This window comes from Haloarchaeobius sp. HME9146 (assembly GCF_025399835.1).
Classification (GTDB): domain Archaea; phylum Halobacteriota; class Halobacteria; order Halobacteriales; family Natrialbaceae; genus Haloarchaeobius.
The window spans coordinates 2,133,411-2,157,002 of record NZ_JAODVR010000001.1 but is presented as its reverse complement, the minus strand read 5'-3'; the positions used below and the strand labels follow the sequence as shown (position 1 = coordinate 2,157,002).

Sequence of the window (23,592 nt, the reverse complement as noted above, 5' to 3'; positions counted from 1 at the left end):
TTCCCGAAACCTTTTGCTCTCCGTCACCAACTGCCCCGGTATGAAGGAATCCCTGATGGACATCCTCTGCTGTCCGATGGACAAGGGCGAACTCGAGCTGGAGATCGACGAGCAGAACGACGACGAGATTCTCGCAGGGAAACTCGTCTGTGCCGACTGCGGGGAGTCCTACCCCATCGAGGACGGCATCCCGAACCTCCTCCCGCCGGACATGCGCGACGACGTCCCGGCCTGAGACACGAAACTCTCCCGTACACACTCTCTTTCCTCGTATGGCACGTGACCCGCTCCCAATCGACATCAGCAAAGACGGCCTGCACAGTATCGACTCGGCCGTCGACTCGTTCGAGAGCACGGGGCCGTTCACCGTCTCGCTCCGGAACCACGGGCGCGCGGTCCACGTCCACTGCAACCTCGACGACGACCTCGCCCGGGTCGCGAGTCTCCCGGAGACGAACCACTTCGTCGAGACGGACTCGGAGCTCACCTTCCCGGTCGACGTCCAGACCGGCCAGCGACCGGTGTCGGGCCGACTGAAGATCGTGACGGGCTACGGGGCCGAAGAGCAGTACATCCCGGTCACCATCACGGAGCCGAAACCGGTCGGGCCGCCCTCGGAGCGGAAGACCGCCGGGGAGTCCGACAGCGAGGAGTCGTCCCTCGACTCGCTCCCGCTCGACGGGTCGCTCCCGGTGCTGGTGCTCGCGGGAATCGCCCTCGCCATCGCACTCGGCGCGGCGGCGACGCTCGGCAGCCTCGAAGTCCTGTTCGGCGTCGGCGTCGTGGTGGTCGGCGTGGCCGTCGCACTCTGGATACTGTTCGCGTAGGGCCGAAAACGGAACCGGTGTCGGTGCCAGCTACTCTGCTTGCTCGTCGGTCTCGACACCACAGAGGTTCCCGTGGTCGTCGAAGCGTTTCGCCTGGAGGTAGCGCGCCCGGTAGCGGTTCGCGCCCTTGTAGACGTCGGCCTCGCGAATCTCGTCGACGCGTCCCTCGGCGACGGCTTCGATGATGTCCTCGACCTGCTCCTTCTCGCTCGGGGTCAGGTCGAACTCATAGGTGTGTTCGTGTTCGTCCTCGAGCTTCGTCCACTTGCGCGAGGCCGCGACGACCAGCGAACACGGCTCGCGGCAGGGGAACTGGCCGTCGCCGCCGGGCACGTCGAGCTGGTCGTCTTCGTCGTACTGCCACTCCCGGCGCTTGAGACACTGCGAGTCGTCACAGCAGGACTCGGCGACCCAGTCGACGGCCTCCCGGGGGAGTTCCGAGACGATGCCGTAGATACCGGTCTGGCGCTCGGTGGTCTCGTGCCAGTGGCTCACGTCGAGGTTGCCCTGCTGTTCGCGGTGCCAGTTGGCGACGGTCGCGGGGTAGAGCGCGTCGATGACCGTCATGAGTTCCGTGCTCGTCAGGTCGGGGAAGACGAACCCGCCGGGGAGCGATGGGGCGGTCTTCAGGGGGCGGTAGCGGCCCTTCGAATCGAACTTCGCGAGTTCGCGGGCAGCTCGCGGCTCGTCGTGGACGTCCAGTTCCTCGCGGGCCATCCCGGCGTCGTCCGCGTGGCGGACCTCGTAGCGCCGGTACCCGACCTCGCCGAGGTCGACCGTGATGTGGACCTGGCCCCACTCGGTGACCAGCTCGGTGTCGTCGCCGGTGTCAGCGTCGGACTCAGCCTCCCCGTCGCCGTGCATGACGTCGTACCGCTCCGGAACGCTGTGTGCCTCGGCAGCCTCCAGTTTCCGAAGGAAGGCGCGGCGGGCCGTGCCGTGACCGCCGACGACCGTCTCCCAGAAGTGCCAGTTGGTCACCCACTCGGCGTTGGCCGCACAGACCTGGTCGAGTTCGCCCTCCGAGAGGTGCTTGCGGGTGAGGTCGGGGACCTCGAACACGTAGCCGTCGTCCTCGTAGCGGACCTGCAGGCCGTCGAAGTCGATGGGACCCTCGCGGACCGCGTCGAGGAGCGCGTCGAACTGGTCGGTCTCGACCGTCTCCCGCTCTGTTGCGGCCATCGTCAGTCACCCATCGCCGGGACGCCCCCGGTCGCTTCGCGCACCTTCTCGAGTGCGGCCTCCACGTCGGCACCGGCCTCCTGGGCCCGTTCGAGCACCACGTCGGCCATCAGCGCCTCGGTACCGACCGCGCCGGCGTACCAGATGCGATGCCCGTCGACCTCGGCGGGGGTGTCCCAGCCCGTGCGGTAGTCGTCGGTCAGGCCCATGTCCTCGGGGATGTCCTCCTGGGTGTGGTAGCCGTCGGCGATGAACAGCGGCACGACGACGATGTCCTCGGACTCGAAGTAGTCGGTCACGTCGTCGACCTCGGGCTCCTCGTCCATGTAGAGCGCCTGCACCTCGTCGAACCGGCCCATGTCGCGGATCCGGTCGGCGTGGTACTCGATGGCCTTCGCGGAGTTCTCGTTGCGTTCGGTCCCGTGGCCCACCACGGCGAGGCCGAACCCGTCGCCGACCGCCGTGTCGCCGGTGACCGTCTCGGCGCGCTTGACGATGACGTCGGACATGGCGTCGTGCGTCCCGACCGGGCCGCAGTAGTGGATGGTCTTGTCGACGTCTTCGGCGTGGAGCGTCGCCTGGGACGCGCTCGTCCCGTCGGAGTCCCACTTCGCGGGGTCCCAGTCGTCGAGCCGGAGCTCGCGGGGGATGACCTGCTCGGTGAAGTAGCCTTCCGAGATGAACATCGGGACCACGAACACCTCGTCCGATTCGACGGTCCGCAACGCTTCGCGGAAGCTCGGTTCCTCCTTCCAGAACGCCTCGCGCACCTCGTCGAAGCCACCCGCCTCGCGGATGGTGTCGGCGTGTGCGTACGTGGGCGTGCTGGACTCGGGGTTCAGGTGTGACCCGTGTGCCACGATGACCAGCGCTTGCATACCCGACCCTGAGGAACTGGAGGCCTTAGGGGCTTCGTCTCCCGGAAAAGCGTGGCTATCGCTCGGCGAGTGTGTAAAAAGACCCCGTGAGAACACCCGTCACCACTCGGGTCACCCGTCAGTCAGTGGGCCGGTTCGGTCTCGAACGTCGATTCGAAGTCGGCGGTGTCGGTCGGGACCAGCAGGAGCAGGTCGCCCCGGCGGGTCTCTATCAGTTCCCGACCGGTGTCTTCCTCCCACAGGCAGGGCGTCCACCGGCCGTTCTCGATGTACTCGACGACCTCGGAGGCGGTGTAGTAGCGACCGTTCGACGCTACGTAGACCGCCATCGCTACTGGACACCTGCAGGTGACAGTTCGCGCTGGGCGATCTCGCCCTCCGCCTCGGCCTCGATGGTCGAAACCCGGTCTTCGACCGTCTGGAGACTTCCGTCGACGATGCAGGGCGTCACGTGGACGACCTCTCCATCTTCGTACTCTGCGAGCGCGAGCGTCGGCAGCTCCTGGACCAGGTAGGACTCGTCCACCAGGTGCGAGTCCATCATCCGCTCCGGGAAGAACTGCTCGACCGTCGCGTCGTTTCGTTCGGCCCACGTCCGGAAGTCGGTGACGCGGTCGAGAATCTCGGTCCCCTCTTCGGTGCGTGCAGCCATCGTCGACAGACCGACGCGCTTTCCCCACAGGCGTGCGGTCACGTCCTCGAAGTAGCCGGCTTCCTCTAGGGTTTCGAGGGAGTCGAGCACCGTCGCGCGTTCTGGTGCGGCACCGAACGGCGAATGGGACCGGACCCACAGTTCGGCAGTGCGTGTTTCGGTCGGGTGCGAATCTGTTGGAGCCACGCCCCTAGATGCAACGTGAACTACCTAAAACGTTCCTGTGGTTGGTAAATTATAGCACTATTGTCTATTTAGTCGACAACATATATAGCCAGACCTGAATGGTCAGGTCAGTCAGAATCGCCCCACTGCTGTCGGTCTATTCTTGCTCTGCTCGCTCGTTTCCTCGCTCCCAGACGTTGGTGACGCTCTCGCCGTTCGGTGGCGTGTGGCTGACATCTTTCATGGTACGCTTGTCGGCTTTCATGTGATGTTTCATAGCATGGCTCACCGACATAAGCCTTTCTCGCCAATCATTATAAGTATCAATAGCATATTAATGACCTTATATATCATTCTGGGGCGGCTCGTCTCGCCCGTTTGCGAGACCGATTGGTCCCCTGCGGAAGACCACCCAACCATCCGAGGTGTCAATACATATCCCTTCTCGGGCCGTACTGCCTGCTATGGAATTCACGACCGTCCAGGGTGAACGGGTCCCCCGACTCGGCCTCGGCACGTGGCAACTCTCCGGCCAGGACTGCTACGGCGCGGTGAAGACGGCCCTCTCCGTCGGCTACCGGCACATCGACACAGCGCAGGCGTACGACAACGAGCAGTACGTCGGCAACGCGCTCCACGACGCCGACGTCGACCGCGAGGACGTGTTCCTCACCACCAAGGTCCGCCCGGACCGCTTCGCCCCGGAGAAGCTCACGCAGTCGGTGGACGACAGCCTCCGCAAGCTCGACACCGACTACGTCGACCTGCTCTTGCTCCACTGGCCCAACCCAATCGTCGACCTCCGCGACACCATGCAGGCCATGGCCGACCTCGTCGAGGAGGGGTCGGTGCGCCACGTCGGCGTCTCGAACTTCTCGAAGAAGCGCCTGATGAAGGCCCAGCGCGTCTCGCCCGAGCCCATCTTCACCAACCAGGTGAAGTTCCACCCGTACAAGCCCCAGCGCGAACTGCTCCGGTACTGCCAGGACTCGGACATCCTGCTCACCGCGTACTCGCCCCTGGGAACCGGCGGTATCCTCGACGACGACGTGCTCCGCGTCATCGGCCAGCAGTACGACAAGACGCCCGCCCAGGTCGCACTCCGGTGGGCCACCCAGCACAAGAACGTCGCCGCCATCCCGAAGGCGACCAGCCGCGAACACATCGAGCAGAACATCGATATCTTCGACTTCAAGCTCACCCGCGACGAGCTGGACCGCATCGCCCGGCCCGACCCCGTGAAGAACGGGCTGGCGTTCGCGAAGGCGACGCTGGGTATCTGAATCAGGCCGTACTCGTTCTTTCGACGAGCAGTCCGACCGTCCTCCCGAGGAGATAGCCCGTAACACCGACGGGAACGCCGAATCCGATTCCGCCAACTACCGCCGTAACGACGTACTGTTCCCAGACCGTCGGGGAACCGTGGAAGCCGGCGAAACTCCCGCTTGTGACCGCTGCCGCAGCCAATACCCACACGACGAAGACGCCGACGAGAAACCCGTCTCGCCTGAAACCGACCGTGGCGGCCAGGAGCAAGCAGCCGCCGAAAAACAGGTACGAGACGGGAGCCATCGAGAAGTCGATTGCGAACAGGAACGCATCGACCAGCACGGTCGCTATCGCGAGTGCTACCGCGAGGACGACCACACGCCCACTCTCGTCTCGATTCTGTCCGAAGAGGGCCGTGGTGAGCGTTTGCGGCACGGAGTCCATGCTGATACAATGGCGGAGAGATGGCAAAAATCGTCGGCCTGAACGCCACGACGATACCGACCAGCAAGCAGTGACCGCACAACACGCCGGACGGAACACTCAACCACCTCCTGTTCCTACCCTGAAGCGAACACGCGATGGCCGACCCGGACGATCCGACACCGACCGGCGAACGCCTGCCCGGCGTCGCCCCGGAACCGGAGGACGCGGACCGCATCGTCCTCCACGTCGACATGGACTGCTTCTACGCGGCCTGCGAGCGTCTGCGCGAGCCCGAACTCCGCGGCGAACCGGTCGTGGTCGGGATGGGCTACGAAGCGGGTGACGACGGCGGGGCGGTCGCCACTGCGAGCTACGAGGCCCGCGAGTACGGCGTCGAGAGCGCCCAGGCCATCACCACGGCCCTCGAACGCCTCCCTCGCCGGGCCACCGCGGACGACCCCGCGGACACCGGCTACTACCGCCCAGTCGACCTGGACTTCTACTCGGAGGTCGCGAGCGAGGTGAAGGACATCCTCCACGACTGCGCCGACGTGGTCCGCGAGGTGAGCATCGACGAGGCCTACCTGGACGTGACAGAGCGCACCGCCTGGCCGGTGGCAGAGGGGTTCGCCCGCCACGTCAAGCAGCGAATCGAGCGCGAGGTCGGCGTCGTGGCGAGCGTCGGGGTCGCACCCAACATGTCCGCGGCGAAGGTCGCCAGCGACCACGACAAGCCCGATGGGCTGGTGGTCGTCGAACCGGACGACCTCCGCGGGTTCCTCGATCCACTCCCCGTCGAGGAGATCCACGGCATCGGCCCGGTGACGGCCCGCAAACTCAGGAACAGCGGTATCGAGACGGCGGGCGACCTCGCCGCGGCCGACCGGGCCGAACTGGGCGACCGGTTCGGCGAGCGCGGGCGGGAACTCCACGACCGGGCGCGGGGCATCGACGACCGGCCGGTGACGCCCCGCGGCCTGCCCAAGAGTTTCTCGCGGGAGTCCGCGTTCGGCAGCCCGGTGACCGACCCGGAGCGAAAGCGCGAGCAGGTCCGAACCCTGGCGGAGGCGGTGGCCGACCGGGCCCGCCGCGAGGGCGCGCTCTACCGGACCATCGGCATCAAGGCGGTCGAACCACCGTTCGAGGTGAACACGCGCGAGTGGTCGCTGCCGGGGCCAGTCGAGGACGAGTCGTTGCTGGTCGACACCGCGCTCGACCTGCTCACCGAGTTCGAAGACGTCGAGGTCCGGAAGGTCGGGGTTCGCGTCTCGAATCTCGAATTCACGGAGCGCCAGCAGGCGAGTCTCGACTCCTGGCCCGGCGGCGGAAGCAGGGCCGAACGGGGCGAGGCGTCCGGTAGCGCCGACGGGCCGGCAGCGCAGGCCGACGACGAGCCAGGGAACACCGCCGACGCGAGCAGCCACGAACGGGCCACTGAGGAAACCGTCGACTGCCCCCGCGGTCAGACCTCCCTCTCCGACTTCTAGGCGGATGGACTGATGCCATTGCAACTATAACCCCCCGCCTCGTTTTCGGTGACTGACGAGAGTCCCCTAACTCATGCCTGACGACGAGATGGACTTCTACGACCTCCTCGAACTGGACGAGGACGCGTCCCAGGAGGAGGTCAAGAAAGCGTTCCGGACGAAGGTGCGCGAGTACCATCCGGACCTCAACGACGACCCGAACGCCCCCGCGCAGTTCAACGCCCTGAAGAAGGCCTACGAGACGCTGAACGACTCCTCCGAGCGAAACGCGTACGACCGACTCGGACACAAGGACTACGTCGCAAAGCGCAAGGTCAGCTTCCCCTCCGCCGACATCTGGAACCGAGGCAAGAGCAGTCGTAGCAGCGGGCGCTCCGGGTCGTCGCGTTCCTCCCAATCCACCCGAAGTGGGTCGGGTTCCTCCACGAGTTCGCGGTCGTCTTCCAGCCGGTCGAGCTCGAGCAGCAGTCGGTCGAGTTCCAGCTCCAGCCGATCGCGCTCGCGGAGCAGCAGCGGCTCCACGGGGTCGCGCTCCAGCAGCAGTCGGTCGAGTTCGAGTCGGCGGTCGTCGAGCTCTGCCACCTCCACCTCGTCGGGGTCGTCGGCGAGCTCCTCGACGACGTCGCGGACACGCAACCGGTCGAGTTCGTCCAGCACGGGCTCCAGCCGGAGTCGGCGCAGCGGGTCGTCCCGGTCGAGCAACTCTTCCCGCACGAGCAGCGCCACCGACAGCGACATCGGTACGGCGTCCGGCACAGGCTCCGGGTCCTGGACGGACAACGCGCTGTTCAACTGGTGGAACAACCTCAGCCTCGGCTGGCCGTTGATGCTCCTCTCGACGCTGCTGTACGTCGGTGGGCTCGCCCAGTTCGGGCTGGCCTACGCCGGCGGCATGCAGCGGTTGTCCGGCCGCCTCGCCGCGGCCGGGACCGACCCCGAGGCGCTCCGGGCCGCAGTCGCCACGACCAGATACGACATCGCCCAGCCCGTCGCGTTCATCCTCGGCGATGCGGCACTGGTCCCGGAGCCACCGCTCCCGACCCAGCAGTGGTACGGCGCACTGGCCGCGCTGGTCGTGGTTCCGATCATCGCGTTCGGCATCAACCGCGCCTGGCGAGCCACGCGCCCCTACAAGTGGGTCAGCATCAACGAACTCGTCGGCATCTCGCTCGCGGTGACCATCGCGGCGGCCGCCGTCGGCGGCGTGTTGCTGGCCGGCGTGCTGGTGATGCCGTTCGTGTTCCTGGTCATCATCAAGCACACGCACAAGGCCAAGAACTTCCGCCCATCGTACCTCTACGTTCTGGGCGTCTCGACGCCGCTGGTCGGGCTGGCGCTGGACTACGCCGGCACCGCCCCAGCCCTGTACGTCGACCTGCTCACGCTGGTGTTCCCGGTCTTGTCGGTCCTCGTGTTGCTGCTGTCGGCGTTCGTCAGACCGCGCGTGAAAGCGCTGTTCTGAGTCACCCGACGAGGGTCGCGACGCCTTTCGTCTGCCGGTAATCCGAATCCAGGATGGCCAGCAGTCGCTCCCGGAGCGCTGCCTCCTCCTCGTCTTCCCACTCCGCGGGGTCCCTGACGGGGACGACCATGAAGCCGCGACCGCGGAGTTCCATGGCGTGCATCGCCGCCACGTCGAGCGAGTCGGGGAACCGGTGTCGAAGGGTGGTGTACTCGCGGACGACGTGGTCGATGGCGGTTTCGCCGACGGGGAGCAGGATGTGGGCGTTGATGGCCCGGAGCTCCGAGTCGAAGTAGCGCTCCAGTTCCCAGTAATCCTCCTCGGTCGGCGTCTCCCCCTCGGGAAGCCGCGGGAAGAACAGGTAGTTCAGGTAGAGGTTGTCCGGGACCGGCGCGTCCGCGTACTCGTCCTTCAGGAAGCCTGCATCGTGCAGGACTCGCTGGAGGCGTTGGCCCGCGAGCGACGTCGTGAACGGGACACCCGTGGACTGTCCGCCGTGGACGCCCGCGTGGTCGCCGATGACGTGGAAATCCGCGTTCGCGTCGCCGTACCCCGGGACCGACTCCGGGCCGCCGTCCGCGAGCAGGAAGCGGGCTGGCGGCTTGAAGTCGAACGGGTTCGAAACCCTGTCGGTAACGTTCTCCACGGGAGTAGTATCGACAGGTCGGTGTTTAACGTTCTCGCTAGTCGACAACGATTGCCCCCGTCATCCCGAGGCTCTGGTGTGGCTTGCAGAGGTACTCGTAGGTCCCGGCCACCTCGAAGGTGTGCTCGTGGACGTAGCCGGCGTCCTTCGTGTCGTCCACCCCTGCCCAGTCGGCGCGTTCGGGCTGGCTGGTCGGACTGACGGTGTGCCCCGCGGAGTCCCACTCGAACCGGACCGTGGTTCCGGGCGAGACTGTCAGGCGTTCCGGTGTGAACACGAACTCGCCGGCGGGGCCGACGGCGACGACCTCGGTCGCTCCCGACGCCGTCGAGCCGGTCGTGGTGGTGGTCGGGTCCTGGGTGGTGTCCGGGGGCTGGGTGGTGTCCGGGGGCTGGGTGGTGTCCGGGGGCTGGGTGGTGTCCGGGGGCTGTGTCGTCGGTTCGGCGGTCGCCGTCGCGGTCGTCGTCTCGTCGCCTCCGGAGGTCTCCGCTCCGCCGAGACAGCCGGCGAGGCCCAGCGTGAGCACGGAACTGGTCGTCGTCGTGAGCAAGTCACGTCGCGTGGGTCGGGTCATACCAATCGCTGGCGCGAGTGCCACCCTAAGCGTTCGCCCAATTTCGACCCCATACGATTCATACTTCGGGCGGCCGTCGTCGACGATATGAGCAACGACGTGCCAGCCATGACCCGATTCCCCGTGCCGGACGTGGACGACCTTCCGGAGGATCTCCAGGCGCGCATCGACGAGGAGGCAGAGCGAGCGGGCTTCATCCCGAACGTCTTCCTCGCATACGCCTACCGCCCCTCGCACTTCCGGGCGTTCTTCCAGTACTACGACGCGCTGGTCGAGAACACGGAACTCGAACGCGAGGAGATCGAGATGATAATCGTCGCCGTCAGCGGTGTGAACGACTGCTACTACTGTAACGTGGCCCACGGCGCACTGGTGCGCATCTACGCTGACGACCCGCTGCTGGCCGACCAGCTGGTCGCCAACCACCGCACGGCCGACCTGAACGACGCCCACCTCGCGATGCTCGACTTCGCGGTGAAGCTCACCGAGTCCCCCGGCGAGGTCGACGAGGACGACTTCGAGACGCTCGAAGCTCACGGGTTCTCTCGGCGTGCTATCTGGGACATCGGGAGCGTCGCCTCGTTCTTCAATCTCTCGAACCGCATGGCCCACCTCGCTGACATGCGGCCCAACGCCGAGTTCCACACGATGGGACGGTAGCCAGCCGCCGACCAGTTACCGGGGCTGAATGTTCCCCGACGTGATTCGAACGCTGCTGGGGCTGTGCAGGCCGGAGACCATCTGGTGGTACCGGCTGGTTGTCCCTGAAGGGAAAACCGAGAGCCTGCACCAACCGACAACAGTAAACTCGGTTAAATCAGGCCTTTTTCTCTTTCAAACAATGTCGAAAAATGTATAGCCGTGAATATACCAACGTCTGACATGCGAGACCTGGACGACACCGACCTGAACATCCTCCGCCTCCTCCTCGAAGACGCCAGCAGGACGTACAGCGATATCGCGGACGTCGTCGGCGTGTCCCCGCCGACCGTGTCCGACCGCATCGACCGCCTCCGCTCGATGGGTATCATCCGTCGGTTCACCATCGACATCGACATGGACAAGCTCAGTGACGGCGTCGCCGTCCTCGCCGAGGTCGACCTCTGCCCCACCATCGACGACGACGTGCTCGACCGCTTCGCCGACCTCCCCGCCGTCGACCACGCCTACCTGACGGCGGACTCCCGCGTCGTCCTCAAGGCGAACGTCGCCCGTGGCGAGGTCCGCGAACTGCTCGCCGGTGCTGTCGACCTCGACCGTGTCGAGAACTACGAGGTGAGCCTCCTCTCGGCCGACCGCTGGGAGCCACAGGTCACCGACGCCAACGCCGACGTCCCCGAGGGGACCGAGCAGCAGATCGTCAGGTGAGCTGACCGGTCCGACCAAAACTGTTCTATAGGTACGGTACGCAGTGACAGCCATGACGACGCGCATCCGCGTCAGCGATATGACCTACCACACGCACGAGGAGATCGTCCAGACGGCCATCGAGATGGCTGACGGGGTCGATTCCGTCGATATCGACAGCGAGGAGCAGGTCGCCACCGTCGAAGGCGACGTCTCCCCGGACGAGGTCCTCGAGAAGGTAGCGATGGCAGGGTACGAGGCCGAGACAGTCGAGTAACCGTCGCCCGGCAGCCCACCGGCTGACGCGATAGACGCCTATTTGTTGGTCGCGCAGCTAGTTCCGCGTGATGACAGGCATGCACGCCTCTCGCCGTGGGCTGCTCCGTGCTGGTGTCGCTTCCCTCCCGATTGCGCTCGCCGGGTGTCTCGGTGGCGGGGACGACGGTGGCGGCGGAACCGCGACCATGGAACCCGGCACCGTCGCCGTCGGCCCTGACGGGAACTTCGTCTTCGTCCCCGAGGAGATCACGGTCTCGACCGGCGACACCATCACCTGGGAGTGGGGCTCGGACAACCACAACATCGTCGTCGAGAGCCAGCCCGACGAAGCCGACTGGCCCGGCACCGAGGGCGGCGAGACGAAGGTGTACGACGACGGCTACACCTACGAGTACACGTTCGAGGTGCCCGGCACGTACGAGTACTACTGCTCCCCCCACCGGAACGTGGGGATGGTCGGCACCGTCGTCGTCGAGGAGTAGTCAGAGTCGAATCTGGTTCAGGTACACCATGATCGCGTAGAAGAGGACCCCCAGCGCGAACAGGGTGGCCGGGATGAGAAACGGCCCGAACACCTCGTAGACGTCACCGAGTACCGAGAGCATACCTCGTCCGTCGTAGTGGTGCTACTTCGGTCTATTCGTCGCCGCCGTCGTCTGCCGCGACCGGCGTGAACTCGCTCACCTCGACCTCCTGTTCGACCGCCTCGGCGACTTCCCCCAGCGACCCGCTCTCGTCCTGGGATTTTGCGACCGTGACCGTCACGTCCCGCTTCGGGAACGGAATCTCGATACCGGCCTCGTTCATCGCCGCGTAGAGTTCCCGGTTGAGGTGGTGGCGGGTGCGCTGCTCGCGGTTCGGGCTGGCGACCCAACACAGGAGCTCGTACTCCAGCGCGGAGTCACCGAACCGGCGAAAGCGCATGCGTGGCTTGGGTGAGTCGAGCGTCATCTTCTCGTCCTGGGCGATCTCGACGGCGAGTTCCTCGAAGGCGTCGAGGTCCGTCCCGTAGGCGACCCCGATGGGGATGCGGATGCGCTTTCGGCGCTGGGGCGCGGACTCGTTGATGATGCGGGCGGAGTTGAGGACCGAGTTCGGCACCGTCACCATCACCTCGTCGCGGGTCAAGAGCGTGGTCGACCGGATGCCGACCCGGACGACGGTTCCCGCATCGCCGGTGTCGAGGACGATGTAGTCGCCGATCTTGTACGTATCGTCGAAGTAGAGCGCGAGGCCGCCGAAGAAGTTCGCGACGGTGTCCTTCGCGGCGAAACCGACCGCGATGCCGGCGATACCGGCAGCCCCCAACAGGGGAGTGATGTCGATCCGGAAGATGGCGAGGATGGCTCCGGCCGCCCCGACCAGCATGACGAGCGTCCAGACGTTCGAGAACACCGGCGCGAAGTCGTACCGGCCGCCGTGGTCTTTGACCTCGTCGACGGCTCGATTGACGATGTTGTTCAGGGCGCGCGCCCAGACGAGGACGATGATGGCCAGCGCCGGCTGGGCGAAGAAGAACTCCAGCTGGGCCTCGTCGAACACGACCGAGGTATCGCCGTAATCACCGGTCGTCAGGACCCAGACCCCCGCGAGCGCCGCGGAGATGACCAGTGGCCACCGGAGTTCCTCCAGCACGATGTTGTCCATTGCCGTCTCGGTCCGTTTGACGAGTCGCTTCGCCAGCCGAAGGAAACCGACCTCCAGTACGACGGCCGCCAGCAGAGAGAGTCCGAGCACCAGCGCCGTCCGTTCTACGGACGAGAACCGCGCGAGGAACTCGGTGAGTTCGGCGAACATGGTACCCATACACCCCGCGTTTGCTTAAGTATCGGTGCGTCTCCTCGTGTCTCGGAGCCCCCATCGCAAAGGCCGGGGTTTCATTTCGGCGGCTTCCCTCCTCTCGTGTGATGTACCGCACCGGCCACTACGGTGTCTCGCTCCTCGCCTATGCGCCCGTGGGCGCAGCCATGCTGCTCGCCGGCCGCCCGGCGTTCGCGCTCGTCGGCGGCGCGATCGTGCTCGGCCTCGCACGCGTCCCCGACTACGACCATCAGGTTCCCTTCATCCAGCACCGCGGGCCCACCCATACCCTGGTGTTCGCGTTGCTCGTCGGTGCCGTCGTGGGTGCAGTCGGCTTCTACGGCGCGCCGAGCCTCGGCCTCGACCCCCAGCAACTCGGTGCGTTCGGGCTCGCGATGGGGACCTACGGCATCGTGGCGCACCTGCTTGGCGACGTACTCACCCCGGCGGGCGTCCCGCTGTTCTGGCCGCTCTCGTCGCGGACGTACTCGTTCTACGTCACCCGGGCGGACAACACGGTTGCGAACTGGGCGTTGCTCGGCCTCGGCGTGTTCGTGACCATCGTGACCGCGGTCCTGGTCGCACGGGTCGCCTGACCCTTCGAACCGCGGGAACCCTCCTCGCGAGTTCAGGTCAGTTCATGTATAACATGGTTTTTCATCCTCTCGGCGACACGGAGACGGTATGGACCCCATCGACTACGGCCGGTTCGAGGACGGCCGACACGTCAACTACTACGACCTGGACTACACCATCCGCCGGGAGGTCGCTCGCGTCACACCGCGAACCGACTACGACTGGGCCGACGAGCAGTTGCGGTCGTTCGGGCAGGTCGTCGGGGACACCATCGCGGACAACGCGGACCTCATCGACGAGCACGGCCCAATCCTCCACACCTACGACAGGGACGGGGAGGTACGAAACTTCGTGGAGTACCACCCGAAACAGTTCGAGAACGAGCGTCTCGCCTACGGGGCGGGCATCGTCAGCGACTCGTTCGAGGCCCCACCCGGCCGGGACGACCCGCTTCCCCTGACCCACCACCTCGCGATGGAGTACCTGCTCTCCTACGCCGACCCCGGGTTCACCTGTCCGGTGTCGATGACGGCGGGAACCGCCCTCGTCCTCGACAAGTACGGCGAGGGCGAGGTTCTCCAGGAGTACTACGAGCGACTCGTCGCCAGGGACGGCGAGGAGAACATCGAGGGCGCGATGTTCCTCACCGAGAAGCAGGGCGGCAGCGACGTGGGCGCGAACGAGACCATCGCAGAACACGTCGAGGGCGACCGCTACGAACTCACGGGCGAGAAATGGTTCTGTTCGAACATCGATGCGGAGGGGACCCTCGCACTCGCCCGGACGCCCGACGCCCCCGAAGGCACGAAAGGGCTCTCGCTCTTTCTGGTCCCGCACACCGTCGACGGCGAGTTGAACAGCCAGCTCTACCGACGCCTGAAGGACAAGCTCGGGACCATCTCGGTCCCGACCGGCGAGGTCGAACTCCAGGGCGCGACGGGCTACCTCGTCGGCGAGGAGCAGCGTGGGTTCAAGTACATGACCGACATGCTGAACCTCGAACGACTCTCGAACGCGAGCGCCTCGGTCGCCATCATGGGCCGCTGTTTGCTGGAGGCGAAGATACACGCCGCGAACCGCGAGGCGTTCGGTTCACCCATCCAGGAGTACCCGCTGATGAAGCGCGACCTCGTGGACATGGCAGTCGACCACGAGGCAGCGGTCGCATACACCTTCGAGGCCGGCCGCGTGCTGAGTCGGCGCGAGCGTGACGGCGACGAGGACGCCTACCGGCTCATGCGCGTGCTCGTCCCGATCGCGAAGTCACGGACCGCGCGGATGAGCGTCGACACGGCCAGCTACGCCATGGAGATTCTGGGTGGGAACGGCTACGTCAAGGACTTCGTGACCCACCGGCTGCTCCGGGACGCGCAGGTGCTGCCCATCTGGGAGGGCACCTCGAACATCCTCGCGCTGGACGTGCTCCGGGCGCTCGACCGCGAGGACGCCCACGAGCCCCTGCTCGAAGCCATCCAGTCGAACCTCGATGCGGCCGAGCATCCCGTTCTGGCAGACACGAAGGAGTCGATACAGGCCGCCTCCGCCGACCTCGGGGCCGCGCTGGCGACGCTCGCGACCGAGGACGGTGAGTACGCCCAGCTCCAGGCAAAGGAGCTCGCGGACTACATCTTCGACGTGTTCACGGGGTCGCTCCTGCTCGCGGAGGCACAGAGCCAAATCGACGAGGCGGACGACGCGAGGCTCGCCCTGGTCGCCGAGCGGTTCGTCGACCGCCACCTGCGCGAGCACGACTCGCGGGGCATCACGAGCGGGGACCGGTTCGCACTGGAGCACTTCGACGCGGTGGTCCGGTACGAATCGGTCGACCCAGAGACGCTGTTGGAGTCGGCACCGGCCGACGACTGACCACGAGAACCAGATTGACCGCGAGAACCAGGTCGAGTTCGGAACTCGGACTGGAAGTGAACGCCTCTGAGCTGGGTCGGCAGCACCGTGATACTGCTCGCGCTCCCAGGTTCGGTATGGAACGAAACGCGGTCCGCCGCGCCTGGGACCGGGTCGGCGACGCCTACGGCGAGTTCAGGAACGCGGACGGCCCAGAGACGGACCTGTTCACCGAGTTCGCGGAGCCACTCGACCTGGGGAGTCGCATCCTCGACGTGGGCTGTGGCGACGGCCGCCGGACCGCGGCCCACCTCCCCGACGAGTTCGAGGTCCTCGGCCTCGACTTCTCGCGGGGACAACTCGACGGTCTCCGCGAGTCTGTCCCGGCTGCGAGGCCGGTGCAGGCCGACATGACCCGGCTTCCACTCGCCGACGCGAGCGTCGACGGCATCGTCGCCTACTACTCCGTCTTCCACGTTCCGCGGACCCAGCACCAGACCGTGTACGACGAGTTCGCGCGGGTCTGCCGGCCGGGTGGGCGACTCATCCTGACCGTCTCGCGGTCGGCCCACGAGGGCACCCGTCGGGGCTGGCTCCGGCCCGACGTCGAGATGTTCTGGAGTACGCCAGGACGGGAAGCGACCATGGCCGAACTCGACGACGCTGGCTTCGAGATGGTCTGGGCCCGGGACGTGGTGGATGGGCTGGGCGAGACGGTCCACGTGGCGCTGTGCGAACGCGGGAACGCGGTCTGAGGACAGCGGTCACTTGACCCCGAGGACGTTCTTGCAGCCGGCACAGACGTACACGTCGGTCGTCCCGGGACCGACCGCGTACGTCTCCGGGTCGAGTTGGGGCACGTCGGTGATGGTCTCGATGTCGTCGTGGCGTACCTCGCCACAGTTCTCGCACACCAGTGGGTCGGTCTCGATTCGCATATCCGACAGGAGACGCGCGGGGGTAATAGACACACCCCGGTCGTGCGACCGGTTCGCACGTGGTGGGCCGCCCGCGACGACCCGAGGTGTCGGAAAATATTTATAACTCATCTCGGTTGTTCCGCCATGGTCAAACGCGACCGGTCCCTGCTGCTTGCATCGTCTCTGGCCGTCCTGGTCTGTACCATGGCCCTCGTCGGCGCTCCAGTGGGCGCGGAGACGACACCGGGTGAGAACCCGAACGTCACCGTCGTCGCGCACTATCCGACCGACGACGGCTACCAGAACGAGACGCTGGTCACCAAGACGGACGTCGCAGCTGTCGGCACCGTCGAGGAGCAAAACGGGATGTATCGAATCCCGGTCACGCTCACCGAGGAGGCCGGTGCGTCGTTCGCCTCGGCACTCGTCGAGCGCGGATTCACCGGCGAGGGTGTCTCGAGTTGTCGCTGGGAGAGAAACCGGGACGACGCCGGCTACTGCCTGCTTACCGTCGTCGACGGCGAGGTGACGTTCGCGGCGTCGCTGGCACCGGGGCTCGCCTCCTCGATGGAGTCGGGCGACTTCGAGGAAGACCCGCGGTTCATCCTCGCTGCACAGTCGAAGGAGGAGGCCGAGCGCATCGCGGAACAGCTTCGTGGTGGCGAAGCGACCACGAGCGGTTCCGGGGACAGTGAAGCGACGACCGCCGACGCGACCGGTGGCGATGATGGCGGTGACGGTGAATCTAGCGATGCCGACGATGGCAGTGACGGCGAGGGCACAGCTGCCAATTCTTCTGGGTCGACACCCGGGTTCACCGCCGGTGACGTCGCCCTCGCCCTCCTGTCGGTCGCACTGTTCGTCCGTCGCTGACTACCGGGGCGTCTCGCTTCCCCACTTCTCCAGGGCGGTCTGCAGTTCGGCGTGGCCGTCGGCCGCATAGTCTTCGAGACTCACACCCTGCATGGTTGCCTCCACGGACTGCCGGAGCGCCCGAGCCCCGGCTTCGGTCCCGTCGGGGTGGCCGTGGATACCGCCACCCGCCTGGATACAGATGTCGGTGCCGAGCGCGTCGATGAGGGCGTCGATGACACCGGGGTGCAGACCACCCGAGGCGACCGGCAGCACGTCGTTCATGCCGTACAGGTCAGATTTGAGCCAGGCGTTGATGCCGGGCGTGTCCTCGTTGGCGAGCTTGCCGAGGCCCGCGGTGCCGGTGTGGATGTGGTCGACACCGCAGAGACGGGCGACCTGGGCGATGACGCGCATCGAGACGCCGTGGTGCTCCATACGGTCGAAGGCGGCGTGCATGGCGCGGTGCGCGTGGATGGCGAGGTCGAGGTCCTCACAGTGTTCTCGCACCGTCTGGACCGCTGCCCAGCCCGCGGTGATGACGTCGACCATCACGAAGCCGCCACCCTGCTGCTCGACGAACTCGGCGCGCCGGATCATCTCGTCGGTCTCGGCGGTGATGTTGACCAGGTAGTCCTTCTTTTCGCCGGTCTCCTCCGTCAGCTCGCGGGCCTTCGCAAGGCTCTTCTCGACCCGCTCCTCGAACGGATTGAACGCCTGGTCCGTGAGGTTCTCGTCGTCCTTGAGGAGGTCGACGCCACCGCGCCAGGCCTGCTCGGCGATGTCGACGTGGGCCTTCGTGGAGAGGCCCACCTTCGGCTTCGGGACGGTGGCGAGGACCGGCCGGTCGCCGGCGTCGAGTTTCTCGGTGGCAACCGAACTCCCGTACTGCGGGCCGGGGAAGCCCGAGACGGTCTGTTCGGGCCACTCACAGTCGTCGAGGCGGATGGAATCGACCGCCTTCATCCCCATGATGTTGCCCGCGATGCACGAGAGAATCTGGGGCATCGACCCCTGTTCGAACAGGTCGGCGGGGTAGGCGACCATGATGGTCCCCTCGTCCTCCGCGATGTCGTAGGCGACCGCGGAGAGGTCGGTCAGTTCCGCCTCGTCGACGTGGAGGGCGGCCCACGTCCCGTTCGAGGACTCGCTGGCGACGCGGGAGGCCGCGGCCTCCCACGACATCCCCTCGGCGGGGGCGATGGTGAACTCGCACAGGAGGTCGGTGTCGGTCGGGGTGTAGTCCAGGTCGAGGAAGTCGTCGTATTCGATTCCGGTCATTGTAGATTCGTAATATTTGCCTGCAAGCTACTTGGCCGTTGCCCCGGCTGGCGATTTCGGTTCCCTGCACAGTCCAGGCTCACGCCTATCAGCTAGCAGATAACCCCTCAGAAGAGCCCGGCAACGTCGGCTACCGAGTCGACGACGAAGTCCGGGGTGTACTCGCTCTCCGCGACCTGCTCGCGGCTGGTCACGCCCGAGAGCACCAGCACGGTCGTCATCCCCGCGTCGTCCCCCAGCGCGATGTCGGTGTCCAGCCGGTCGCCGACGACGAGACAGCGCTCGGGGGCGACACCGAGCCGAGCAAGCGCCGCCTCCCGTGCTTCGGCGTGGGGCTTGCCGAGGACCGCTTCGGGCTCGCGGCCAGCCACGTCTGCGACCGCGTTGATGATGGCTCCGGAGCCGGGAACGAGGTGGTCCGCCGCGGGCACCACCCGGTCGGGGTCGGTGCCGACGAACCCGACCGAGTCGTCCGAGAGCGCCCACAGCGCGACCGTCAGGTCGTCATAGGTGAACTCCCGGTCGATAGAGGCGACGACGGTATCGGCAGCCGTGTAGTCCTCGGTGAGTTCCAGGTCGAGGTCACGCAACTGGTCGCGCAACCCCGCCTCGCCGATGACGAAGAACGTCTCGTGGGGGTGGTGGCGCGAGAGGTACTCCGCGGTGACGGTCCCTGCGGTCAGCACCTCCTCGGTGGTCGCCTCGACGCCCGCGTCGGTGAGCCGCCTCGCATACGCTGCCGGGAACTTCGTCGGGTTGTTCGAGAAGAAGACCAGCGAGAGCCCGGCGTCGCGAAGCGCCTGCACGCCATCGACCGCGCCCGGGAGCGCACCCGGGCCTCGCAACACCGTCCCATCCACGTCGAGGATCGCGCCGTCGAACTGGTCCATTGTCAGAGAGTGGGCGCTGGACGGTAATGAGTTCAGTCCAGCCGGACCGTCTCGCCGGTGTCCGCGCTCTCGTACAGCGCGTCGATGACCTGCATGTTCGCGGTTGCCTCGGCGGCGTCGGTGCGGGGCTGTTCCCCCGACTCGACGCAGTCGGCGAAGTGCTCGACCTGCAGGCGGTACTGGTCGGTTGCATCGAACGACTCCGTCACCTCGCGACCGTCGACCGCGTACTCGAGTGTGACCTCGTCGGGGTTCGACGGGTTGAACGCGTCCTCGACCTCGAGCCAGCCGTTCTCGGCCTCGATGCGGTAGCGCTGGACCAGCTGCGTATCGAAGCTACACGACAGCTGGGCGGTCGCATCCGGATAGTCGAACCGCCCGGTGAGGTGGGTGTCGACCCCGCAGTCGCGGGTGTCGAGGCGACGGGCCGAGACCGAATCCGGTTCTCCCAGCAGGGTCCTGAGGACGCTCACCGAGTAACAGCCCACGTCCATCAGGCTCCCACCGGCGAGCTCCGGGTTCAGCCGGATGTCGTCCGGGCGGTCCCGGAGCGGGAACTGGAACGTGGCGAACGCGCCGCGGACCTGGTCGAGTTCCTCGGCGACGATCTCGGCGGCGCGTTCGGTCCGCGGGTGGTACCGGTACATGAAAGCGGACATCAGTGTCACACCGGCGTCCTCGCAGTACTCGCCGAGCTCGCGTGCCTCTGTGGCGTCGACCGCCAGCGGCTTCTCACAGAGCACGTCCAGCCCGGCGTCGGCCGCCTTCCGGACCCACTCCGCGTGGAGCGAGTTCGGGACCGGGATGTACACTGCATCGATTGCCGCCTCGTCGAGCAGGTCCTGGTAGGACCCGTACGACGCCGGGATGTCGTGAGACTGGGCGACTGCAGCGGCACGGTCAGCGTCGCGAGACGCGATAGCCGCGACCTCGTGTTCGGAGGCCTGTATGGCGGGAACGACCGCTTTCAGTCCGATGTTCGCCGTCGAGAGGATACCGAATCGCATGCTACCTCGCTCACACCCGATGCCTAAAGTTCCAATGCCAGTCGCACTTGGTTGCTAGAGACCAACAAATTAGGTCGAAAAATAGTAAAAATTTAACTGGGTGTGGTACGAGTTTACGTACAACTCCCTCGATGACCAACAGTACGCTGGAAACCGGTTCGTCGCTCGATATTGACGAGCTCTTCGCCGACACCGACGCCGAACCAGCAGACGAGAGCGAACCACGGGCCGACCCCCGGAACGCACCGGAACAGGACGAGACAGAGGACATAGAGGACGTGACCGCAGGTGAGCTGTTCCAGCAGCTCAGCACCGACCACGCCCCCACCGTCGAATCGCCCGACGGCTACGCCGAGCTGTCCGACGAATCTCCCGAGGAGATAATCGCCAGTGCCGACGAAGCGGTGGAGCCGATGGACGAGGTCGACGAGGCCATCGCTGCCGACGACGACCTCCTCGACGACCTGTTGCTCTCGGGTCGAACGAAAGCCGACGGGTTCCTCTGGGTCGAGACGGACGCCGACGAGGACATCGACGAGTCGGACGACGACACCGACCAGGTGGACGCCGAGCAAGTCACCGAGGACGAGGCCGAATCTGAGCTCGAACCCGAATCAGCGCCCGAACCCGAATCAGAACCAGAGCCGACAGCCGACGTGGACGAGGCCGTTTCCGCCCCGACGCTCGACGACGGTCCCTCGCTCGATGCCACGTTCGAAGACGGTAACGCACCGGATGTCGCCGCCGACCCCGTGGACGATGACGGCGAAACCGACGACGCGACCGCCGACGAAGCCGGAGCAGCAGGCGCCGACGAAGCCGGGGCAACAGGTGACGACGAGGACGATGATGACGACTCGGGCGGTCTCGCCAGCAAGATTCGCTCCATCCTCTCTTCCTGAGGCCGGGTCGCCCACAACCTGTTGGTCGAGTATCACTATTTTGCACCCTGTCTGGTCGATGGCATAGACAGCGGTCGAAACGGCCGATACGCCTAAGGGTAGGAGACTGGTGAAATTGCGTATGGTTACTTCCCAGGATCTCATCTCCCACCACATCACGGTCCTGAAACGGTGCGGTCTCTCCGACGCGGAGATCTGTGAGGTCTACGGGCTCAGCGACCCACCCGATGACATCTCCGTCGAAGCTGTCGTCGAGAAAGGGTACGACGACGAGTTCACACCGCGCAACCTGTACGACCAGACGCACCGTGTCCTGGCGGCCTCGAGCAGGGGTATCGACGCCCCGCGCCAGTACCCGAATCGCGTCGTCCCACAGCAACTCGAGACGGTGTTCAGCGCCTACGGCTTCCACATCCACTTCCTCGACGATGAGGGCAACCCGATAGACACCGGCGTCGAGCCGACACAGCCCTTCAGAATCGCGCTCGAAGACCCGAACGGGAACCGTCGCGCGACCTCGTTCTCGTACCCGGACACCTCGCTCGGAGAGCACAACTACCCGGCACTCATCGCCGCCGTCGAGGAAGGGCTGCTCGATGGCGTGCCACTCACGTTCGCGATGCTGTCGAACTGGGCCGACGACCGCTGGCGGTTCGTCCTGTTCGAAGGAAAGCGCCTCGATGCCCTCGAATCACACTACGGCGACGGTATCGAAGCGTTCGGCGAACCGCTCCTGCACGACCAGCGACCCGCCCAATTCGTCTCCGAACTCGCCACCCAGGCCGCGTCGGCCGCCACCAGTGCGGACAAACAGGCCGCCTCGACGAGCACGAGCGGTTCGGGGACGACGGGCTCGGGCGACGGCGACATCGGCGTCGACGAGTCGACGGAGGGCTGGCTCGGCGACGGGATGGCCGACCTGAGCGAGGTCGACCTCGAAAGCGAAGACGACGAGCCCACCGAGGAGACAGCAGAGCCGGAGACGGCGGACGATTCGGCGCTCGATTCAATCTTCTCCGAGATGGAGGCCGCGGCCGACCCCAGCGGCGAGACCGGGGTCGAGGTCCAGTCGACCGGGAAGAGCGTTCGGGACCTCTTCACCGACTCGGACGACGGGGGGAGCGAGTCGACGCCCGAGGAGGTCGAAGAACCGGCATCGCCCAGCGAGAAGCCGCCGGTACCCGAGTCCGAACCGGACCCAGAGCCGGAACCGGAACCAGAACCAGAGCCGGTGTCCTCGGAGACACCAGCAGCCGAGACCGAACCGGCGCAAGAGCCAGAGCCTATCGAGATGTCGGACGAGAGCGAACCAGTCGCGGCCGCCGAGGCCCCGGCGGAAGCGGAGGCCACCGAGGCCGAACGGCAGCCCACTGCGGTCGATTCCGAACCCACGGGGGACAGGGACGACGGTGGCTTCGTGATGGCCGACCCCGAGCCCGTCGAGGACGACCCGGACCTGACGCCGAACTCGCCCGACCCCGGCGAACCGGCGCAGGAAGCGTCGAGCCAGCCGACGGTCGACGACGAGCCGGAGCCCGCAGCGGCCCCAACCCCTGTGGAGCCCGTCACGGATTCGGAGCCGGAGACGGCCGACGAGGCCGCGAGGGACCCCGAACCGGAACCGGAACCGGAGCCCGCTGCCACTCGAGCATCCGAACTGACCCAGGAACCCGAGCCTGACGCAGTACCGGCGGACGAGGCGGCTTCGGCACCGGAACCCGAGCCGATGCAGGCAGCTGAACCCGAGTCGGTCCAGGAATCCGAGCCTGCCGAAGAATCCGAACCGGCCACGGAGCCGGAACCAGAGCCCGAACCGGAGCCAGAACCGGCACCCCGGCCAAGCTCGAAATCGTCGCAGGGTCCCGAACCCGTTACCTTCGGTGGAGACAGCGCCGACGGCCCGAAGGCCGACGACGAGCCCACCGAGCAACCGGCTTCGAAGGAGTCGGCCGAGTCGCCCGGCATCATCGGCAGGCTCGTCGGCGCGCTCAAGGGCCTGTTCTAGTCGCGAAAGACGATCTCTTCTATCGCTCGACGCTCGCCCCCGTCGTCGTCGTTCTCGTACTTGTAGCGAACGCCGTCCTCCTCGTCGTGGGTCGCCCTGTGCGAGCCGTCGCAGAACGGCCGAGTCGCGGAGAGCCCGCACTGACAGATGGCCACGTCGCCTTTCTCGTCGTGGATGTCCTCCGGCGTGAGCTTGTACGGGCGGTCCTCGGTGTGGGTCACTTCGCGGCTCATACCACCACGGCCGCCGCCGAGCGTGATAGTCGTTGTCCCGGCGGTGCCGTCGCTGGCTTTCCGCCTGCCAACAGTTAATATCCACCC

At 66.3% G+C, this 23,592-nt stretch carries 30 protein-coding genes and 1 pseudogene; 16 read left to right on the top strand and 15 right to left on the bottom strand.

Features of this window, described 5'->3' with window-relative positions; genetic code table 11:
• The first annotated feature begins 40 nt into the window (after positions 1-40).
• Together N6C22_RS11145 and N6C22_RS11140 are read left to right on the top strand one after the other, a co-directional pair.
• A complete protein-coding gene (locus N6C22_RS11145; protein WP_261651183.1) occupies positions 41-235 on the top strand; it encodes a methytransferase partner Trm112 in 195 nt (64 codons plus the stop codon).
• A gap of 37 nt (positions 236-272) precedes the next feature.
• Positions 273-827 (top strand): hypothetical protein, encoded by a 555-nt coding sequence (locus tag N6C22_RS11140; RefSeq protein WP_261651182.1) that lies wholly within the window; start codon positions 273-275, stop codon positions 825-827.
• A gap of 30 nt (positions 828-857) precedes the next feature.
• Here the strand turns inward: N6C22_RS11140 and N6C22_RS11135 are convergent, their stop codons facing one another.
• The 4 genes from N6C22_RS11135 to N6C22_RS11120 form a co-directional block, all read right to left on the bottom strand.
• Positions 858-2,009 carry a DR2241 family protein gene (locus N6C22_RS11135; protein WP_261651181.1) on the bottom strand — a complete coding sequence of 384 codons (1,152 nt, stop codon included), beginning with the start codon at positions 2,007-2,009 and terminating at the stop codon, positions 858-860.
• A gap of 2 nt (positions 2,010-2,011) precedes the next feature.
• Positions 2,012-2,887 (bottom strand): CbiX/SirB N-terminal domain-containing protein, encoded by an 876-nt coding sequence (locus N6C22_RS11130; RefSeq protein ID WP_261651180.1) that lies wholly within the window; start codon positions 2,885-2,887, stop codon positions 2,012-2,014.
• Positions 2,888-3,009: 122 nt separating this feature from the next.
• Positions 3,010-3,216 (bottom strand): hypothetical protein, encoded by a 207-nt coding sequence (locus tag N6C22_RS11125; protein WP_261651179.1) that lies wholly within the window; start codon positions 3,214-3,216, stop codon positions 3,010-3,012.
• Between the two features lie 2 nt (positions 3,217-3,218).
• Complete coding sequence (locus N6C22_RS11120) at positions 3,219-3,725, bottom strand: HTH domain-containing protein (protein ID WP_261651178.1); 507 nt, start codon at positions 3,723-3,725, stop codon at positions 3,219-3,221.
• A gap of 443 nt (positions 3,726-4,168) precedes the next feature.
• On the opposite strand from N6C22_RS11120, the gene N6C22_RS11115 reads away from it, so the two are divergent.
• Positions 4,169-4,987, top strand: a complete 819-nt coding sequence (locus N6C22_RS11115) for an aldo/keto reductase (RefSeq protein ID WP_261651177.1) — start codon at positions 4,169-4,171, stop codon at positions 4,985-4,987.
• A 1-nt stretch (position 4,988) separates the two neighbouring features.
• Here the strand turns inward: N6C22_RS11115 and N6C22_RS11110 are convergent, their stop codons facing one another.
• A complete protein-coding gene (locus N6C22_RS11110; RefSeq protein ID WP_261651176.1) occupies positions 4,989-5,417 on the bottom strand; it encodes a hypothetical protein in 429 nt (142 codons plus the stop codon).
• A gap of 137 nt (positions 5,418-5,554) precedes the next feature.
• Between N6C22_RS11110 and dinB the strand changes: the two genes are divergently transcribed.
• The gene (gene dinB, locus N6C22_RS11105) at positions 5,555-6,886 is read left to right on the top strand and encodes a DNA polymerase IV (RefSeq protein WP_261651175.1); all 1,332 of its coding nucleotides are present in this window, start codon (positions 5,555-5,557) and stop codon (positions 6,884-6,886) included.
• A gap of 73 nt (positions 6,887-6,959) precedes the next feature.
• Positions 6,960-7,151, top strand: a pseudogene (locus N6C22_RS21185) (DnaJ domain-containing protein); the annotation flags it as partial.
• 29 nt (positions 7,152-7,180) lie between these two features.
• Here the strand turns inward: N6C22_RS21185 and N6C22_RS11100 are convergent.
• Complete coding sequence (locus tag N6C22_RS11100) at positions 7,181-7,624, bottom strand: hypothetical protein (RefSeq protein ID WP_261651174.1); 444 nt, start codon at positions 7,622-7,624, stop codon at positions 7,181-7,183.
• Positions 7,625-7,712: 88 nt separating this feature from the next.
• On the opposite strand from N6C22_RS11100, the gene N6C22_RS11095 reads away from it, so the two are divergent.
• Positions 7,713-8,348 carry a hypothetical protein gene (locus N6C22_RS11095; protein WP_261651173.1) on the top strand — a complete coding sequence of 212 codons (636 nt, stop codon included), beginning with the start codon at positions 7,713-7,715 and terminating at the stop codon, positions 8,346-8,348.
• A 1-nt stretch (position 8,349) separates the two neighbouring features.
• On the opposite strand, the gene N6C22_RS11090 is transcribed toward N6C22_RS11095, so the two are convergent.
• Both N6C22_RS11090 and N6C22_RS11085 read right to left on the bottom strand, forming a co-directional pair.
• On the bottom strand, positions 8,350-8,994 hold the full coding sequence (locus tag N6C22_RS11090; RefSeq protein WP_261651172.1) for a uracil-DNA glycosylase family protein: 645 nt from the start codon (positions 8,992-8,994) through the stop codon (positions 8,350-8,352).
• A gap of 37 nt (positions 8,995-9,031) precedes the next feature.
• Positions 9,032-9,568 carry a plastocyanin/azurin family copper-binding protein gene (locus N6C22_RS11085; protein ID WP_261651171.1) on the bottom strand — a complete coding sequence of 179 codons (537 nt, stop codon included), beginning with the start codon at positions 9,566-9,568 and terminating at the stop codon, positions 9,032-9,034.
• An 87-nt stretch (positions 9,569-9,655) separates the two neighbouring features.
• On the opposite strand from N6C22_RS11085, the gene N6C22_RS11080 reads away from it, so the two are divergent.
• The 4 genes from N6C22_RS11080 to N6C22_RS11065 all read left to right on the top strand — a co-directional run bounded on the left by N6C22_RS11080 (position 9,656) and on the right by N6C22_RS11065 (position 11,676).
• The gene (locus N6C22_RS11080) at positions 9,656-10,228 is read left to right on the top strand and encodes a peroxidase-related enzyme (RefSeq protein ID WP_261651170.1); all 573 of its coding nucleotides are present in this window, start codon (positions 9,656-9,658) and stop codon (positions 10,226-10,228) included.
• A gap of 222 nt (positions 10,229-10,450) precedes the next feature.
• Complete coding sequence (locus N6C22_RS11075; protein ID WP_261651169.1) at positions 10,451-10,936, top strand: Lrp/AsnC family transcriptional regulator; 486 nt, start codon at positions 10,451-10,453, stop codon at positions 10,934-10,936.
• A gap of 52 nt (positions 10,937-10,988) precedes the next feature.
• Complete coding sequence (locus N6C22_RS11070; protein WP_261651168.1) at positions 10,989-11,192, top strand: heavy-metal-associated domain-containing protein; 204 nt, start codon at positions 10,989-10,991, stop codon at positions 11,190-11,192.
• A gap of 70 nt (positions 11,193-11,262) precedes the next feature.
• A complete protein-coding gene (locus tag N6C22_RS11065; RefSeq protein WP_261651167.1) occupies positions 11,263-11,676 on the top strand; it encodes a plastocyanin/azurin family copper-binding protein in 414 nt (137 codons plus the stop codon).
• Here N6C22_RS11065 and N6C22_RS11060 read toward each other — a convergent pair whose 3' ends face one another.
• A complete protein-coding gene (locus N6C22_RS11060; protein WP_261651166.1) occupies positions 11,677-11,799 on the bottom strand; it encodes a hypothetical protein in 123 nt (40 codons plus the stop codon).
• Positions 11,800-11,830: 31 nt separating this feature from the next.
• A complete protein-coding gene (locus N6C22_RS11055) occupies positions 11,831-12,991 on the bottom strand; it encodes a mechanosensitive ion channel family protein (RefSeq protein ID WP_369684439.1) in 1,161 nt (386 codons plus the stop codon).
• A gap of 110 nt (positions 12,992-13,101) precedes the next feature.
• Here N6C22_RS11055 and N6C22_RS11050 point away from each other — a divergent pair, with 110 nt between their 5' ends.
• The 3 genes from N6C22_RS11050 to N6C22_RS11040 all read left to right on the top strand — a co-directional run bounded on the left by N6C22_RS11050 (position 13,102) and on the right by N6C22_RS11040 (position 16,170).
• Positions 13,102-13,590: a metal-dependent hydrolase gene (locus N6C22_RS11050; protein WP_261651164.1), complete on the top strand. Its 489-nt coding sequence runs from the start codon at positions 13,102-13,104 to the stop codon at positions 13,588-13,590.
• A gap of 88 nt (positions 13,591-13,678) precedes the next feature.
• Entirely contained in the window at positions 13,679-15,436 is a 1,758-nt protein-coding gene (locus N6C22_RS11045) for an acyl-CoA dehydrogenase family protein (RefSeq protein WP_261651163.1), read from the top strand.
• Between the two features lie 116 nt (positions 15,437-15,552).
• On the top strand, positions 15,553-16,170 hold the full coding sequence (locus N6C22_RS11040; protein ID WP_261651162.1) for a class I SAM-dependent methyltransferase: 618 nt from the start codon (positions 15,553-15,555) through the stop codon (positions 16,168-16,170).
• 9 nt (positions 16,171-16,179) lie between these two features.
• On the opposite strand, the gene N6C22_RS11035 is transcribed toward N6C22_RS11040, so the two are convergent.
• Positions 16,180-16,353, bottom strand: coding sequence for a hypothetical protein (locus tag N6C22_RS11035; RefSeq protein ID WP_261651161.1), 174 nt, complete (start codon positions 16,351-16,353; stop codon positions 16,180-16,182).
• Between the two features lie 126 nt (positions 16,354-16,479).
• On the opposite strand from N6C22_RS11035, the gene N6C22_RS11030 reads away from it, so the two are divergent.
• Complete coding sequence (locus tag N6C22_RS11030) at positions 16,480-17,208, top strand: hypothetical protein (protein ID WP_261651160.1); 729 nt, start codon at positions 16,480-16,482, stop codon at positions 17,206-17,208.
• Here the strand turns inward: N6C22_RS11030 and rbcL are convergent, their stop codons facing one another.
• The 3 genes from rbcL to N6C22_RS11015 form a co-directional block, all read right to left on the bottom strand.
• Entirely contained in the window at positions 17,209-18,468 is a 1,260-nt protein-coding gene (gene rbcL / locus N6C22_RS11025; protein ID WP_261651159.1) for a type III ribulose-bisphosphate carboxylase, read from the bottom strand.
• A gap of 107 nt (positions 18,469-18,575) precedes the next feature.
• Positions 18,576-19,358, bottom strand: coding sequence for an HAD-IIA family hydrolase (locus N6C22_RS11020; RefSeq protein WP_261651158.1), 783 nt, complete (start codon positions 19,356-19,358; stop codon positions 18,576-18,578).
• A 32-nt stretch (positions 19,359-19,390) separates the two neighbouring features.
• The gene (locus tag N6C22_RS11015; protein WP_261651157.1) at positions 19,391-20,365 is read right to left on the bottom strand and encodes a Gfo/Idh/MocA family protein; all 975 of its coding nucleotides are present in this window, start codon (positions 20,363-20,365) and stop codon (positions 19,391-19,393) included.
• Positions 20,366-20,496: 131 nt separating this feature from the next.
• Between N6C22_RS11015 and N6C22_RS11010 the strand changes: the two genes are divergently transcribed.
• Both N6C22_RS11010 and N6C22_RS11005 read left to right on the top strand, forming a co-directional pair.
• Positions 20,497-21,267, top strand: a complete 771-nt coding sequence (locus tag N6C22_RS11010; protein WP_261651156.1) for a hypothetical protein — start codon at positions 20,497-20,499, stop codon at positions 21,265-21,267.
• A gap of 121 nt (positions 21,268-21,388) precedes the next feature.
• The gene (locus N6C22_RS11005; protein ID WP_261651155.1) at positions 21,389-23,272 is read left to right on the top strand and encodes a hypothetical protein; all 1,884 of its coding nucleotides are present in this window, start codon (positions 21,389-21,391) and stop codon (positions 23,270-23,272) included.
• Here N6C22_RS11005 and N6C22_RS11000 read toward each other — a convergent pair.
• Positions 23,269-23,505: a CDGSH iron-sulfur domain-containing protein gene (locus N6C22_RS11000; protein ID WP_261651154.1), complete on the bottom strand. Its 237-nt coding sequence runs from the start codon at positions 23,503-23,505 to the stop codon at positions 23,269-23,271. The two genes, N6C22_RS11005 and N6C22_RS11000, sit on opposite strands and share 4 nt — an antisense overlap.
• Between the last annotated feature and the right edge of the window lie 87 nt (positions 23,506-23,592).

What these genes read in the sequence shown, in the direction of transcription:
- N6C22_RS11145 (WP_261651183.1), top strand. Translation starts at nt 41, where the DNA reads ATGAAGGAATCCCTGATGGACATCCTCTGCTGTCCGATGGACAAGGGC.
- N6C22_RS11140 (WP_261651182.1), top strand. Translation starts at nt 273, where the DNA reads ATGGCACGTGACCCGCTCCCAATCGACATCAGCAAAGACGGCCTGCAC.
- N6C22_RS11135 (WP_261651181.1), bottom strand. Translation starts at nt 2,009, where the DNA reads ATGGCCGCAACAGAGCGGGAGACGGTCGAGACCGACCAGTTCGACGCG.
- N6C22_RS11130 (WP_261651180.1), bottom strand. Translation starts at nt 2,887, where the DNA reads ATGCAAGCGCTGGTCATCGTGGCACACGGGTCACACCTGAACCCCGAG.
- N6C22_RS11125 (WP_261651179.1), bottom strand. Translation starts at nt 3,216, where the DNA reads ATGGCGGTCTACGTAGCGTCGAACGGTCGCTACTACACCGCCTCCGAG.
- N6C22_RS11115 (WP_261651177.1), top strand. Translation starts at nt 4,169, where the DNA reads ATGGAATTCACGACCGTCCAGGGTGAACGGGTCCCCCGACTCGGCCTC.
- N6C22_RS11110 (WP_261651176.1), bottom strand. Translation starts at nt 5,417, where the DNA reads ATGGACTCCGTGCCGCAAACGCTCACCACGGCCCTCTTCGGACAGAAT.
- dinB (WP_261651175.1), top strand. Translation starts at nt 5,555, where the DNA reads ATGGCCGACCCGGACGATCCGACACCGACCGGCGAACGCCTGCCCGGC.
- N6C22_RS11100 (WP_261651174.1), bottom strand. Translation starts at nt 7,624, where the DNA reads ATGTCGCTGTCGGTGGCGCTGCTCGTGCGGGAAGAGTTGCTCGACCGG.
- N6C22_RS11095 (WP_261651173.1), top strand. Translation starts at nt 7,713, where the DNA reads ATGCTCCTCTCGACGCTGCTGTACGTCGGTGGGCTCGCCCAGTTCGGG.
- N6C22_RS11085 (WP_261651171.1), bottom strand. Translation starts at nt 9,568, where the DNA reads ATGACCCGACCCACGCGACGTGACTTGCTCACGACGACGACCAGTTCC.
- N6C22_RS11080 (WP_261651170.1), top strand. Translation starts at nt 9,656, where the DNA reads ATGAGCAACGACGTGCCAGCCATGACCCGATTCCCCGTGCCGGACGTG.
- N6C22_RS11075 (WP_261651169.1), top strand. Translation starts at nt 10,451, where the DNA reads ATGCGAGACCTGGACGACACCGACCTGAACATCCTCCGCCTCCTCCTC.
- N6C22_RS11070 (WP_261651168.1), top strand. Translation starts at nt 10,989, where the DNA reads ATGACGACGCGCATCCGCGTCAGCGATATGACCTACCACACGCACGAG.
- N6C22_RS11065 (WP_261651167.1), top strand. Translation starts at nt 11,263, where the DNA reads ATGACAGGCATGCACGCCTCTCGCCGTGGGCTGCTCCGTGCTGGTGTC.
- N6C22_RS11060 (WP_261651166.1), bottom strand. Translation starts at nt 11,799, where the DNA reads ATGCTCTCGGTACTCGGTGACGTCTACGAGGTGTTCGGGCCGTTTCTC.
- N6C22_RS11055 (WP_369684439.1), bottom strand. Translation starts at nt 12,991, where the DNA reads ATGTTCGCCGAACTCACCGAGTTCCTCGCGCGGTTCTCGTCCGTAGAA.
- N6C22_RS11050 (WP_261651164.1), top strand. Translation starts at nt 13,102, where the DNA reads ATGTACCGCACCGGCCACTACGGTGTCTCGCTCCTCGCCTATGCGCCC.
- N6C22_RS11045 (WP_261651163.1), top strand. Translation starts at nt 13,679, where the DNA reads ATGGACCCCATCGACTACGGCCGGTTCGAGGACGGCCGACACGTCAAC.
- N6C22_RS11040 (WP_261651162.1), top strand. Translation starts at nt 15,553, where the DNA reads ATGGAACGAAACGCGGTCCGCCGCGCCTGGGACCGGGTCGGCGACGCC.
- N6C22_RS11035 (WP_261651161.1), bottom strand. Translation starts at nt 16,353, where the DNA reads ATGCGAATCGAGACCGACCCACTGGTGTGCGAGAACTGTGGCGAGGTA.
- N6C22_RS11030 (WP_261651160.1), top strand. Translation starts at nt 16,480, where the DNA reads ATGGTCAAACGCGACCGGTCCCTGCTGCTTGCATCGTCTCTGGCCGTC.
- rbcL (WP_261651159.1), bottom strand. Translation starts at nt 18,468, where the DNA reads ATGACCGGAATCGAATACGACGACTTCCTCGACCTGGACTACACCCCG.
- N6C22_RS11020 (WP_261651158.1), bottom strand. Translation starts at nt 19,358, where the DNA reads ATGGACCAGTTCGACGGCGCGATCCTCGACGTGGATGGGACGGTGTTG.
- N6C22_RS11015 (WP_261651157.1), bottom strand. Translation starts at nt 20,365, where the DNA reads ATGCGATTCGGTATCCTCTCGACGGCGAACATCGGACTGAAAGCGGTC.
- N6C22_RS11010 (WP_261651156.1), top strand. Translation starts at nt 20,497, where the DNA reads ATGACCAACAGTACGCTGGAAACCGGTTCGTCGCTCGATATTGACGAG.
- N6C22_RS11005 (WP_261651155.1), top strand. Translation starts at nt 21,389, where the DNA reads ATGGTTACTTCCCAGGATCTCATCTCCCACCACATCACGGTCCTGAAA.
- N6C22_RS11000 (WP_261651154.1), bottom strand. Translation starts at nt 23,505, where the DNA reads ATGAGCCGCGAAGTGACCCACACCGAGGACCGCCCGTACAAGCTCACG.